This window comes from Streptomyces speibonae, assembly GCF_984686075.1.
The window spans coordinates 27,389-41,116 of the sequence record NZ_OZ480260.1 but is presented as its reverse complement, the minus strand read 5'-3'; the positions used below and the strand labels follow the sequence as shown (position 1 = coordinate 41,116).

Below are 13,728 nucleotides of genomic sequence, written 5' to 3'. Positions count from 1 at the left end.
AAGACGCCGTGCCCTTGGGGCGACAAGTGTTCTACGATCGCGCCAGTACCACTGAACGCAGGATTCCGGTGTTCGGGGTCAGTTCGCGCCGTGCTCGACCGGCCAGTGTGCGACTGGCCCACCCCCACCCCGTGAACGAAGGAAGGGCATGGCTGAACCCTCCGAGCGCGTGACCGTGGAAGAAACGAGCGTGACGGCGCTCGCACCGAGAGGGGCCGCCCGGGCTCCAGGCCAAAGAGACGAAACCGACCACTGCGGATGGGAGTTACGCGTCTTCGGTTCACTCGCTCTAGTGGATGACGGAATGACGCTGCCCCTGGGGCCCTTGCGCCACCGTGCCCTGCTCGGACTGCTGCTAGTACGCTTGGGTAACGTTGTCACGGCCGGGCAGCTCGTCGATGAACTCTGGGGCACCCACCCGCCCCGTCAACCTGTCGCCACCCTCCAGACCTACGTCTCCCATGTGCGCCGGGCCCTCGCCCGGGCCCAGGAACGCGGCGGCGGCCATGCCCGGCTCCGCTACCGTGCCCCCGGATATGTCTTCGAACTCGACCCCGAACTCGTCGATGCCTACCGCTTCGAACGGCTCCTGGAGCGCGGCCGCCGGCACATCACCGACCGCCGCTTCGACCGCGCCCGTAACGACCTGACACAGGCGCTCTCCCTCTGGCGCGCCCAGCCCTACCTCGAACTCGTCTCCTACGGCCCCATCGCGGACGAGAACCAGCGCCTCCAACAGCTGCGCCTGACCGCCCTGGAAGCCCAGGCCGACGCCTGCCTCGCCCTCGGCGACGCGGACGGAGTGGTACGCGCGCTGTACCCGGAGGTCCAGCACAACCCCACCCGCGAACGCCTGGTGGGTCACCTGATGACCGGTCTGTACCACCTGGGGCGCCAGGCGGAGGCGCTGCGGCTGTACGAACAGACCCGCCTCCACCTGGCCGAGGAACTGGGCGTGAACCCCGGCGGCGAACTCCAGCGCGTCCACGCCGACATCCTCCGCCAGCGCCTCGATCTGCTCCGGCCACCGGTACGGCTGGTGAGCCCCGCCACCCCCGACCCCACCGGCCCCGCCACGGACCCGGCGGTACCGCAGCCGGAAACGCCCGGCCCGGTGGATCCCGCGGACGACACGGGCCCCATGGACGGCACAGAGACCGCAAAAACCACCGACCGTGACCCGGAGGCCGGGGGCGCCGACGCACCCGCACCCCCGCCCGGAACACTCATACCCGGCGTCACCCGCGGCGCCAGGGAACTGTTCGTGGGGCGGACACGCGAGAGTGCCCTGCTCGGCGCGCACGTCCTGGACTCGCTGAACGGCGGCAGCCATCTCACCGCCGTGCTGGGGGAGATGGGCGTCGGCAAGACCGAGCTCGTCGAGAAGGTCACCGCGGACCTCAACGACCTGCTCCAGGAGGTGGTGTGGGGCTGTTGTACCTCCGGGGAGGGCGTACCGGCGTACTGGGCGTGGTCGCAGGTCTTCCGTCAGCTGGCGGTCTCCCGCCCCAAGGCGTTCCGCCGGGCGGAGGCCCGTTTCGGAAGCCTGCTCGCCCCGCTGATGCTCGATCCCGAGGCGGGCCGGCGGTCCCTGACCGCGGAGGACCCGCCGACCCTGGCCCGCTTCCTCATCCAGGACGCCATGTGCGAGACGCTGCTCTCGCTGGCCGCCGACGAGCCGCTGGTCGTCGTCCTGGAGGACCTGGACCAGGCCGACGAACGCTCCCTCGAACTGCTGGGGCTGCTGCGCACACGACTGCACGGCGAACCGCTGGGCGTCATCGTGATCGCGGAGGACACCGGTGTCGCCGCGGACTTCATGAAGGGCGGCGCGGTCACCGACATCCTCAGCGACCCACGCACCCGCACTCTCCGGCTGACCGGCCTCTCGCCCGGCGAGACCGCCGACCTCATGGAAGTCAGGACGGGCACCAGGGTGCCGGACGACGTGCTGCACGTCCTGCACGAACGCAGCCGCGGCAACCCGTACTTCCTGCACGAGTTACTGGCGGGCGGCGGCGACCCGCAGTCCCTGCGCGACCGGTCGACGACGCAGGCGGCGATGGTGGACGTGCCGCTTGGGGTGCGGCAGGCACTGGGCCGGCGGATCGCCGCGCTGCCCGAGCCGGTCGTGGAGGTACTGCGCTGCTGCGCCGCGCTCGGCGCCCACTTCGACCTGGGCCTGGTCAGGGACGTAGTGCCGGCGGACACGGATCCGGAGCCGGCCATCGAGGCGGCGGCGCGGTGCGGGCTGCTGCGCAAGGAGCCACACCCGCCGTTCCGGCTCGCGTTCCGTGAACGACTGATCCAGGAGGTACTGCTCACCGAGCTGAGCAGCACGGAGCGGACGCGGCTGCGTGCGAGCGCACTGCGGGCCGTCCTGGACAAACCGGGCCCGGTCATCACCGAGCGCGACCAGACCCGCCGCCCGCCCCGCCGTGTCCCCCCAGGGTCCACCGACACCCCGGACATGGCCCGCCAGGCCCGCCCGGAGAGCTGGTCCGGCTTCGTCGGTCTACCGCCCCGCACCGCCTGAGGCCACCCGCGGTTCCCCCTCCCACCCTCGCGACGAGCCCCCGCACGGCCCCTCTCGCCTCTTCCTCGTCGCTCTCCCCTCCCCCGCCCCGGCCCTCCTCCCACCCCTCGGACCTCTAAGACCCCCTTCCTCCGACGTCCCGCTCCTCCTCCCCCACCCGTTCCTCCCTCGTCCCGCGACGCCGTCCCCGCAAGCAAGCCGCAAGTGGTCCCACAAGGACCCGGCAAGGGGACGGCCGCATGCTCGGCGGTGCGTCGGCACACCCGGGCCGTGCCGAAGCCCACGGCCCCCCCGCGTGCCGTTTCCCCGAGGAGGAGACCCAGGTGACCACCGCGGCCCGGCAGTTCGACACCGCCGACATCTCGTCCATCGAATTCTGGTCGCAGCCCCCGGCGGCCTGGGACGACACCTTCCGCGTCCTACGCGACGAACGCCCGGTCTCCTGGCACAAGGCCCCGGAAGGCAGCCTCCTGCCGACACCCCCGGACGACGGCTTCTGGGCGGTCGTACGGCACGCCGACATCGTGGCGGTCAGCAGTCAGCCGGACCTCTTCATCTCCAGCAAGGGCGTGCAGTTCGAGGAACTGCCCGAGGACATCCTCCAGGCCACCCAGTCCATCGTGGCCATGGACGCACCCCGCCACCTGAAGGTGCGCAGCCTGGTCACGGCCGCCTTCAGCCCCGCCCGTATGGAGCAGATGCGCGGCTCGATGGAGGCCGAGGTCCGCCGGATCGTGGAGGACTTCGCGACCGCCGGCGAGTGCGACTTCGTCGCCAAGGTCTCGATGCCGATGGCACGCTGGACGATGACGTACATGCTGGGCCTGGACACCGAGGAACTGGACCGCTTCACCGAGGCCATCACCATCATGCTCTCCAGCCGCGACGAGGCACAGAAGTCGGGGCGCGAGCGCGGCGACATCGTCAACGAGGTCGTGGGACTCGTCTCCGGCAAGGCCGTTGAGCTCGCGCAGGCCCGCCGCGCGCACCCGCAGGACGACGTGATGACCGACCTGGTGCAGGCCCGGGTCGACGGCGAGGGCCTGACCGACGACGAGATCAGCGCCTTCCTGCTGCTGCTCATCGGCGCCGGCTTCGACACCCCGCGCCAGACCATCAGCCACGCGGGCAAGGCCCTGTCCGACTTCCCCGAGCAGCGCGCCTTCCTCGCTGCCGACTTCGACGCCCGCGCGGGCAGGGCCATCGACGAACTGCTGCGCTGGGCCACCCCGGTACTCACGCTGCGCCGCACCGCCGCCCGCGACACCGAGCTGCACGGGCTGCGCATCAACCAGGGCGACAAGGTCGCCCTCTTCTACCCCTCGGGCAACCGCGACGAGCGTGTCTTCACCGACCCGCACGTGCTCGACCTCGCCCGCACCCCCAACCGGCACATCAGCTTCGGCGGCGGCGGGCCCCACCACTGCCTGGGCAACGTGCTCGCCAAGATCGAGATGCGGGTGCTGCTCAAGGAACTCCTGCGTGTCACCCCGGACTTCCACATCGGCGAGCCGGTTCGCGTGACCAGCAACTTCGTCAGCGCCATCACCCGTATGCCGGCGGTGGCCCGTGCCTGAACCGGGACGCAGACAGCTACTCGGATACACGATGGCGACAGCAGCAGGAGCGGGCGTGGCACTAACGGCAGGCGGCACCGCACAGGCCGCCACCCCCTCGCGGGCGGGCGAAACGACCGAGGCACCGATCGTCGTCACACCCGACGAGGGCCGCTACGCCGACATGACCAGCGGCTACAACAAACGCTGGATCGGCAGCCCGGACCACATCCGGGTCATCCGCTCCACCGCCGAGGCGGTCGCCGCCGTCCAGGAGATGGTGGACACCAACAAGCGCTTCTCGGTGCGCAGCGGCGGCGGCTGCTTCGAGAACTTCGTCTACAACCCGCAGATCGAAACCGTCCTCGACCTGTCCACCCTCGACGAAGTGACATACGACGAGGAGCGCCGCGCCTTCGCCATCCAGCCCGGCGCCATCCTCATGAACGTCTACGACACCCTGCTGCACCGCTGGGGCGTCACCCTGCCCGCCGGTCTGTGCTACTCAGTCGGCATGGGCGGGCACGCGGCCGGCGGCGGATACGGCCTGATGTCACGCCAGTTCGGCCTGGTCGTGGACCACCTGCATGCCGTCGAGGTCGTCGTCGTGGACGCGGAAGGACGCGCCCGCGCCGTCGTCGCCACCGCCGAACCCGACGACCCGCACCACGACCTGTGGTGGGCGCACACCGGCGGGGGCGGCGGCAACTTCGGCGTCGTCACGCGATACTGGTTCCGCACCCCCGGCGCCACCGGCGACGACCCGCGCACCCTGCTGCCCCAGCCGCCCTCGCACGTCCTGCTCAACGTCACCGCCATCCCCTGGAGCGCCGTCGACGAGGCCGACTTCGCCCGGCTGCTGCGCAACTACATCGGCTGGCTGAACGACCACAGTGCCCCCGGCACTCCGGAGACCGCACTGTCCAGCCTGTTCGGCCTCAACCACGTCGCCACCGGTGTCCTCACCCTCATCACCCAGGTCGACGCGACCGTGGACGGCGCCGGGGACATCCTCGCCGACCACCTCGCCGCGATCGGCGAGGGCACCGCCGAGAACGTCCGCGCGGCACTGACCGCCGCGCCCACCAAGGCCACCTGGGGCCAGGTCACCCGGTACATCTCCACCTCGAACTACGCGGCCCCCGCCGTCCGCGTCAAGGCGAAGTCGGCCTACCTCAAGGGCAACTTCACCACCGAGCAGGCGGCGGTCATCCACCGCTACCTGACCACGACGGACTACAGCAACCCGGGCGCCTCCCTGATCATCTTCCCGTACGGCGGGCAGATCGCCACCGTCGCCCCGGACGCCACCGCCATCCCGCAGCGCGACTCGGTCGTCAAGATGCAGTACCAGGCATGGTGGACGGACCCGGCCCAGGACGACAAGCACCTGGCCTGGGTGCGCGGCATGTACAAGGACGTCTACGCCGGCACCGGCGGGGTGCCCGTGCCCGACGGCACCTGGGACGGCTGCTACATCAACTACGCCGACGCCGACCTCGCCGACCCCGCCCACAACGACTCGGGCGTGCCCTGGCCCACCCTCTACTACAAGGACAACTACCCCAGGCTCCAGCGAGTCAAGGCAGCGTACGACCCCCGCAACATCTTCCACCACGCGCTGTCCGTCGAACCACCCACCGGCGAGTGAGGTATCCATGTCCCTGACCGACGCCGTGCTGTCCGGCGCACCCGCGGACGACCTCGCCCGTGCCGCGCTGCCCGACCGCTACACCGCCGCGCATCTGCGGATCGAGGACGAGGGCGTCTTCGCCGACACCACCGACAAGGACGTACGCCGCACCCTGCACGTCGGCGAGGTCCCGATGCCCGAACTCGCACCGGACGAAGTACTGGTCGCCGTGATGGCCAGCTCCGTCAACTACAACACCGTCTGGTCGGCGAAGTTCGAGCCGATGTCCACCTTCCGCTTCCTGCGCGCCTACGGCCGGCAGGGCGGCTGGGCGGCCCGGCACGACCAGCCCTTCCACGTCCTGGGCTCCGACGGCTCCGGGGTCGTCGTACGGGTCGGCTCCGGCGTACGGCGCTGGCGGATCGGCGACCACGTCATCGTCAGCCCCGCACACGTCGACGACCAGGAACCGGCCACCCAGACCGACGGCATGCTCAGCCAGGCCCAGCTCGCCTGGGGCTTCGAGACGAACTACGGCGGGCTCGCCCACTACGCCGTCGCCCGCGCCAGCCAGCTCGTGCCCAAACCCGCACTGCTGAACTGGGAGGAGGCCGCCAGCATCCCCGTGTGCGGCGGCACCGCCTACCGCATGCTCGTCAGTGACCGGGGCGCCCGTATGAAGCAGGGCGACATCGTGCTGATCTGGGGCGCCTCGGGCGGCCTCGGCGCCTACGCCGCCCAACTGGTCCGCAACGGCGGCGGGATCGCCGTCGGTGTGGTCGGCTCCCAGGAGAAGGAGGCCATCGCCCGCAAGCTCGGCTGCCACGTGGTGATCAACCGCGAGGAGATCGGCATCGGCGGCGATGCCGGCGACGACCCCGAGCAGGCCGTCAAGGCGGGCAAACGGCTCGGCGCAGTCATCCGCCGCGAGGTGGGGGAGGACCCGCACATCGCCTTCGAACACGTCGGACGCGCCACCTTCGGCATCTCCGTATTCGTCGTCCGGCGCGGCGGCGCGGTCGTCACCTGCGGCTCCAGCACCGGCTACCACCACACCTTCGACAACCGCTACCTGTGGATGAAGCTGAAACGGATCATCGGCAGCCACATCGCCAACCTCCAGGAGATGACCGACTGCGTCCGCCTCTTCGAGCAGGGCCGCATCGCCCCCGTCGTATCCGAGACGTATCCGCTGGCCGAGATAGGGGAAGCGACCCGCCTCGTGCAGCTCAACCGGCACATCGGCAAGGTCGGCGTGCTCTGCCTCGCCCCCACGCCCGGCCTCGGCGTCACCGCACCCGAACTACGCGCCCGCATCGGCGAGGACACCCTCACCCCGCTGCGGCAGTTCACCACGGCCGCCGCCGCGGGCTGACCCGTTCAGAACCACCCCCGAAAGGCAGGACCCGCACATGACCACGGACCCGCCGACCGTCGGCATCCTCGCGACCGGCTCCTACCTGCCCGAACGGGTAGTCACCAACGCCGATGTCGTCCGGCTCGTACCCGGCACCAGCCAGGAGTGGATCGAACGCAAGACGAAAATCGTCGAGCGCCGGTTCGCCGCCCCCGACGAAGCCGCCTCCGACCTCGCCGTGCACGCCGCCCGCACCACACTCGACGCGGCCGGACTCGGCGCCGGTGACATCGACTACCTCATCGTCTCCACCACCACCGGCGACGCACCCATCCCGGCCACCGCCACCCTCGTCCAGCACGCGCTCGGCGCCCACCGCGCGGGCTGCTTCGACGTGAACATCGCCTGCTCGGGGTTCGTCACCTCGCTCGCCCTCGCGCGCGCCCTGATCACCCTGCGGCCCACCGCCAAGGCCCTGGTCATCGGCACCGACGTCTACTCACGGTTCGTCGACTTCGACGACCGGGCCACCAGCGTGCTCTTCGGCGACGGCGCCGGAGCCGCCGTGGTCGCCGCCGTCGACGACGGCCCCGGCTTCCTCGACCTCGACATGGTCGGCGGCGGCGACGCCCACGACCTCATCGAGATCCCCGCCGGCGGCAGCCGCCGCCCCGCCTCCGCCGAGACGCTCGCCGACCGCGGACACATCCTGCACATGAAGGGCCGTCAGGTCCGCGACTACGTCATGGACAACGTGCCCGGCATCATCGACGCCCTGCTGGAGCGCTGCGACCACAAGGCGACCGACATCGATCACTTCGTGCCCCACCAGGCCAACGGCATGATGGTCGCCGAACTCGTCGACGCCTGCGGACTGACCGGCGCCGCCACCCACCTGCCGCTCGACCACTCGGGCAACACCGGCAGCGCATCCGTCGCCATCGCCCTGGACCAGGCCAACCGCGCCGGCGCGCTGCACCCCGGCGACCTGGTACTGCTCGCCGGGTTCGGCGCCGGCATGGCGGTCGCCGCCGGTCTGCTGCGCTGGTCGGCGCCCGCCCTGCGGAGCGCGGCATGAGCGCCCGCCGGATCGGTGTCGTCGGCGGCGGCACCATGGGCGCGGGAATCGCCGCCGAGTGCCTGCGAGCCGGTCTCGCCGTACGGGTCCTCACCTCGACCCCGGGCTCCGCCGACCGGGCCCGCACCCGCGTCCTCCGGCTGCTCGACCGGGCCCACGCCAAGGGCCGCATCGACGACGCGGGACGCCGGGACGCCGAGCGGCGCGCACAGTTCGGCGCCGACCCCGACGCGCTCGCCGACCGGGACTTCGTCATCGAGGCGGCACCGGAGGAACGGGACACCAAACTTCGGCTGTTCACCGCGCTCGCCAAAACCGTCGAGGACTCCGCAGCGGTCCTCGCCTCCACCACCTCCTCCCTGTCCATCACCGATCTGGCCAACGCCACCAGCCGCCCCGGCGACGTCATCGGCCTGCACTTCTTCAACCCCGTGCCGACCATGCCGCTGGTGGAGGTCATCCGCTCCGCGCACACCACCGACCGCACCGCCCAGCGCGCCGAGGAACTGGTCACGCAGACACTCGGCAAAGAGATCGTGCGGGCCGAGGACCACAGCGGCTTCGTCGTCAACGCACTGCTCATCCCGTATCTGATGGCCGCCGTGCGCATGTACGAATCCGGCATCGCCACAGCCGAGGACATCGACCGGGGCATGACCCTCGGCTGCGGACACCCCATGGGCCCGCTCGCCGTCCTCGACCTGATCGGCCTCGACGTCATCGCCGCCGTGGCTCGCAGCATGGAGCACAGCACCGGCGACGCCCGGCACGCCGTACCGCCGCTCCTCGACCGGCTGATCGAGGAGGGCCGGCTCGGCCGCAAGACGGGACACGGCTTCCATCGCTACGACACCGCGCGGACCGCATGAGCGGCGGCATCAGCAGCAACAGCGTCAGCGGAGGCAGTGGCGACCCGCGCGACAGTCTGTGGACCCGCCGCTTCCGGCCGCGTCCCGAGCCCCGGATACGCCTGGCCTGCCTGCCGCACGCCGGCGGCTCGGCCAGCTTCTTCGCCGGACTGCCCGCCCTGCTCGGCGACGACGTGGAGGTGCTGGCGGTCCAGTACCCCGGCCGCCAGGACCGCCGCAGTGAGCCGTTCGCGCCGAGCATGGACGCGCTCGCCCGCGATGTGGTGAGCGCACTGCTGCCATGGACGGACCGGCCGCTCGCCGTCTTCGGACACAGCCTCGGCGCCGTCCTCGGCTACGAGGTGGCACGCGGGCTCCAGAGCGCGGGGCGCACACCGGCCGCCCTGTTCGCCTCGGGCCGCCGCGCGCCCTCACGGCAGCGCGCCGAGACCGCCCACCGCCTCGACGACGACGGTCTGCTGCGCGAAATCCGCGCGCTCAGCGGCACGGACTCCCGGGTCTTCGCCGACGAGGAGCTCGTGCGGATGGTGCTGCCGGCGATCCGCGCGGACTACCGCATCGTCGAGAGCCACCGCTTTGCCCCCGGACCGCTCCTCAACTGCCCGATCACCGCACTGACCGGCTCCGACGACCCGAAGGTGACCGCCGAGGAGGCCGCCGCCTGGCAGGAGCACACCACCTCCGCCTTCGACCTGGTCACCTTCCCGGGCGGTCACTTCTACCTCACCGAGCACACGGCTCGGATCGCCGGGCTGATCACGACAACCCTGACCGCCCAGCCCGGCTGAGCCGGCTCCAGGCCGCTCTGCACCAAGTGCTGGCCCGAGCACGAAGGGGGATGCACATGATGATCGAGCGGGCCGATGCCGCGCAGGAAGACGTAGTCGAACCTGCCCCGCCAGCCACTGATCGGCTCGCAAGGGTACCGACGAGAGATCGATGACGACCCGTACGAAATCCCGGATCAGATGAGGACCCCGGTCCCTAGCGCGTCGGTTGTCCGCGCCAGCCCAAGTCACGCCGACGCGGGGACTCCGCTCGACGTCCTGCGTGAATTGATGGATCACAAGTCGGCGAGCACCACCCAGCGCTACTACACCGTCTCCCTGAAACGAAAACGCGACGCCGTCACCAAGCTCGCCGCCCACGTCGTCGACAACCACGGCCGCCCCAGCCCCAGCTCCGAGACCGCCTACGAACTGCGCTCCGTCGCCGTCCCCTACGGAGGATGCACCGAACCCAGTAACGTCAAAGCCGCAGAGAGCTCCTGCCCCATCCGCTTTTTAGTGCGCCGGCTGCGGCTTCTACCGCCCCGACCCCTCCTACCTTCCGGCGATCGAACAGCACATCAACGAACTGCGCGCCGACCGCGAAACAGCCCAGGCCACGGCCGCCGCCGAATTCGTCATTGCCGCCCTCACCGCTCAGATCACCGCCTTCGAGCAGGTCACGGACCGTATGCAGTGCCGCCTCCTCGCCGCAGAACGCCAGGAGATCGAAGAGGCCAGCACCATCCTGCGCAAAGCCCGCGCCGGCAACACCCACACCCTCCCGCCGCTCACCCCCGTCACCAGGACCGACCCGGCATGAACCCCCGCGGCAACCCGCACACCCTCGCCCAGGCCCGCCGCCGCGTCAGCCTCGAGAAACGTCAGCGCGTCCTGACCGCGCTGACGGCTCTTGAGCAGCAGGGCAAGAAAATCACCCACGCCGCGGTCGCGCGCACAGCCGGTGTCTCCACATGGCTCACCTACGCCGAAGACATCCGCGAGCACATTCAGGCCGCTCGGCAACGCCCGCACCCCGCCGCCCCTTCGCCCGCCCGCACCCGCAGCACCACCGCCACGTTGTGGGCACCCTGGAAACAGACCTGGCGGCAGCACGCACCAGCCTGCGACGGATGATCCGAGAGGAGAACACCAACGGCCGAGGCGGGTCCAAGCATCCGCAGGCCACGCCACGCCTCAGCAACCCGACAGACCTGCTGCTAGGCCCACTCGACTCCGAGTTCAGCGAGTGCGGCGCGCTGGTTGCGATCTCTCGGTTTGTGACAGTGGGGTGAGAGACAGTGGACCGGGGTGAGTTGATGCTGGTCGGTGGCGGTTTCGGGGTGTGGGGTCACTGTCTTGGGGGTGAGAGAACCACGGGGTATTGCTGTCCTGGGGCGTTATTGCATGAGGGGTGACGCTGTCTCAGTTTCGCGAGTTCTGATCCGCTGGCCGAATGGGTGTTGGTGTGCTCGGGGCGTGGATCAGGGAGAGCAAGGGCCGGCCCCGGAAGGGGCGGGTGGAGATTCGAGCGGGGCTTTGCCGGCTGTGTCGGTTCGGGCGTTGCGGGGGCCTGCGGTGCGCCGTCTGCTGGCCCTGCGGCGGGAGGGGAAGCTCACCAGTGGGCGGGTGAGGTCGGCGGCGGACGTGCTGGGGGTGCGGGAGCGTGCGGTGTGGCGGTGGCTGGCGGCCGCCGAGCGGGACGAGGCTGCGGCCCTGGCGCCGGGGGAGCGTGCCGCGTACCCCGGGCGGTTCACGGTTACTGATGAGGTCCGGGCTCTGCTGGGACTGTGGGAGGGGAACGTCGCGGCGGTGCATCGTGAGCTGACCGCTCGTGCAGCCAGGGGCGAGGGGCAGCCGCCTCCGTCGATTCCGACGCTGCACCGGGCGATCCGCCGTGATCTGACGCCGGGGGAGCGGGCAGGGCTTGCGGGCGGGGAGCGGGCGGCGCGTAAGCACGATGTGTTCCTGGCCCGGCCGCGGGGCTGGCGCAACCAGGTGTGGGAGACCGACCACATGCAGGCCCCGGTGCTGGTCGATGTCGACGGCAAGCCCCGCAGGCCGTCGATCACCTGGTTCACCGACTGCGCCACCAACGCGATCACCGGTGTCGCGGTCACGCCCGGGCATCCGTCGCGGGAGTCGGTGCTGGCCGCGCTGCGCTCCGCGGTCCTGCGCCATGAGCCTTACGGCCCGTTCGGCGCTCTGCCCGAGAAGGTGCGGGTGGACCGAGGCAAGGATTTCCTGTCCCGGACGGTGACTGCCGCTTTCGATCTCCTCGACGTGACGGTGGAGGACCTGCCCGCCTACACCCCCCACCTCAAGGGCACCGTGGAGGGCCTCAACCGGGCGGTAGAAGGCATGTTCCTGGCCGCGCTGCCCGGCTACGCCCGTCAGCCGCGCCCCGGCAGACGCCCTTCCCGGCCGAAGGACGAGGTGCTGCTCGGCTTTGAGGACTTCACCGCCCGGCTGCTGGACTGGACGCGGTGGTGGAACACCGAGCACCGCCCAGCGCCGTTGCGGGGCAGGACTCCGCTTCAGGCGTGGCAGGAGGACCCTACTCCGCTGCGGGACGTGTCGGCCGCGGATCTGTGGACGTTCACTCTGGAGGACGCCGGTATCCGTACGCTGACCACCCGCGGAGTCCGCTTCCGCAGACGCGACTACGTGGGTGCGTGGATGACCGGTCAGGCCGGGATTCGGGTCCGGGTCCGTTTCATGCCTCACCACGATCACCGCATCGAGGTCTACCACGCCGCCACCGGCCGCTACCTGGGGCCGGCGGATCTGGCCGATCAGGCCACCGAGGAACAGGTCAGCGCGGTACGGCGGGCACGGGCCGCCCGCAGCCGCCGTCTGAAGAAGGACCTCGAAGCTTCCCAGCGACAGCGCTACGCCGCTGCCACCCGGGCCGAGCCGCCTCGGCAGCTCGGCGCGCTGACCGGTGCACAGGCCGACGCCGAACTCGCCCAGAGCGCCGACGCCGGCCTGTCGCAGCTCGCGCTGCCCGACGTCGTCCCGCCCGCCGCACCCCCGGCCGACTGGCGCACCCCGGCTTCCCTGGCCGCGCTGACCACGCCGGGCCCGCCCGTCCCGCATCCGCCCGGTCGTGATGGCCCTCCCGCCCCGGACGGCCGTGACGGGCGGGCCGCGCTTCCCACCACCGATGAAGACGGAGATGCCTCGTGACCGCGGCCACCTACCAGTACGTTGATCTGCCCGACGCCTCCGTGGTCACCACCCGGGCCCTGCTCACCGCCCGGGACAACATCACCGACGCGGTCACCGCCCGCGCGATGATGTGCATCCACGGCGGGGCCGGCTTCGGCAAGACCCTCGCCGTCAACACCTGCCTGCGCGCACTCGAACCCCGCGAGGACGTCCGAAAGATCACCTTCCGGGCCCGGCCCACCGCCCGCGCAGTGCGCTACGAACTGTTCACCGCCCTCGACCTGGCCGGCGAGCCCCCGCGCCACCCCAGCGAGTTCGACCGTCTGCTGAAGACGGCCCTGGCCGAACGCCCCCGCACCTTCCTCGTCGACGAGGCCCAGTGGCTCAACGGTGAGGCCTTCGAATACTTCCGCTACCTGTGGGACGAACCCTCCACCCAGCTCGCGATCATCTTCGTCGGCGGCGCGGGCTGCCACACCGTGCTGCGCCGCGAACCGATGCTGTCCTCCCGTGTCTTCATCTGGCAGCAGTTCACCCGACTCACACCCGACGAGGTCCTCGAGGTGATCCCGCTGTTCCACCCCATCTGGGCCGACGCCGACCCCGAGGACATCACCTTCGCCGACAGCCACGCCGCGCACGGCAACTTCCGCGCCTGGGCCCAGCTGACCGCCCACACCCGTACCGCACTGGCCCGTACGGGACGTGCCCGCGTCGACCAGGAGCTGCTGCGCTGGGCCTTCAGCCGCCTCGCCTGACCA

At 70.9% G+C, this 13,728-nt stretch carries 11 protein-coding genes; 10 read left to right on the top strand and 1 reads right to left on the bottom strand.

Annotated features, from left to right (window positions below):
• The first annotated feature begins 148 nt into the window (after positions 1-148).
• The 7 genes from AC5L3C_RS00160 to AC5L3C_RS00130 all read left to right on the top strand — a co-directional run bounded on the left by AC5L3C_RS00160 (position 149) and on the right by AC5L3C_RS00130 (position 9,817).
• A complete protein-coding gene (locus AC5L3C_RS00160) occupies positions 149-2,536 on the top strand; it encodes an ATP-binding protein (protein ID WP_493646203.1) in 2,388 nt (795 codons plus the stop codon).
• A gap of 323 nt (positions 2,537-2,859) precedes the next feature.
• Positions 2,860-4,113: a cytochrome P450 gene (locus AC5L3C_RS00155; protein ID WP_493646202.1), complete on the top strand. Its 1,254-nt coding sequence runs from the start codon at positions 2,860-2,862 to the stop codon at positions 4,111-4,113.
• Between the two features lie 55 nt (positions 4,114-4,168).
• Positions 4,169-5,743, top strand: coding sequence for an FAD-binding oxidoreductase (locus AC5L3C_RS00150; protein WP_493646201.1), 1,575 nt, complete (start codon positions 4,169-4,171; stop codon positions 5,741-5,743).
• Positions 5,744-5,750: 7 nt separating this feature from the next.
• Positions 5,751-7,100, top strand: coding sequence for a crotonyl-CoA carboxylase/reductase (ccrA, locus tag AC5L3C_RS00145; RefSeq protein ID WP_493646200.1), 1,350 nt, complete (start codon positions 5,751-5,753; stop codon positions 7,098-7,100).
• Between the two features lie 37 nt (positions 7,101-7,137).
• The gene (locus AC5L3C_RS00140; protein ID WP_493646199.1) at positions 7,138-8,160 is read left to right on the top strand and encodes a 3-oxoacyl-ACP synthase III family protein; all 1,023 of its coding nucleotides are present in this window, start codon (positions 7,138-7,140) and stop codon (positions 8,158-8,160) included.
• The gene (locus tag AC5L3C_RS00135) at positions 8,157-9,029 is read left to right on the top strand and encodes a 3-hydroxybutyryl-CoA dehydrogenase (protein WP_493646198.1); all 873 of its coding nucleotides are present in this window, start codon (positions 8,157-8,159) and stop codon (positions 9,027-9,029) included. The genes AC5L3C_RS00140 and AC5L3C_RS00135 overlap by 4 nt, the downstream gene beginning before the upstream one ends.
• On the top strand, positions 9,026-9,817 hold the full coding sequence (locus AC5L3C_RS00130; protein WP_493646197.1) for a thioesterase II family protein: 792 nt from the start codon (positions 9,026-9,028) through the stop codon (positions 9,815-9,817). Before AC5L3C_RS00135 ends, AC5L3C_RS00130 begins: the two co-directional genes overlap by 4 nt.
• 460 nt (positions 9,818-10,277) lie before the next feature.
• Here the strand turns inward: AC5L3C_RS00130 and AC5L3C_RS00125 are convergent, their stop codons facing one another.
• Positions 10,278-10,574 (bottom strand): hypothetical protein, encoded by a 297-nt coding sequence (locus AC5L3C_RS00125; protein ID WP_493646196.1) that lies wholly within the window; start codon positions 10,572-10,574, stop codon positions 10,278-10,280.
• 41 nt (positions 10,575-10,615) lie between these two features.
• Between AC5L3C_RS00125 and AC5L3C_RS00120 the strand changes: the two genes are divergently transcribed.
• The 3 genes from AC5L3C_RS00120 (at position 10,616) to AC5L3C_RS00110 (ending at position 13,725) form a co-directional block, all read left to right on the top strand.
• Positions 10,616-10,933 carry a hypothetical protein gene (locus AC5L3C_RS00120; RefSeq protein WP_493646195.1) on the top strand — a complete coding sequence of 106 codons (318 nt, stop codon included), beginning with the start codon at positions 10,616-10,618 and terminating at the stop codon, positions 10,931-10,933.
• Between the two features lie 441 nt (positions 10,934-11,374).
• Positions 11,375-12,985, top strand: coding sequence for a transposase (locus tag AC5L3C_RS00115; protein ID WP_493646194.1), 1,611 nt, complete (start codon positions 11,375-11,377; stop codon positions 12,983-12,985).
• Positions 12,982-13,725 carry an AAA family ATPase gene (locus AC5L3C_RS00110; protein ID WP_493646193.1) on the top strand — a complete coding sequence of 248 codons (744 nt, stop codon included), beginning with the start codon at positions 12,982-12,984 and terminating at the stop codon, positions 13,723-13,725. Before AC5L3C_RS00115 ends, AC5L3C_RS00110 begins: the two co-directional genes overlap by 4 nt.
• Positions 13,726-13,728: the final 3 nt, after the last annotated feature.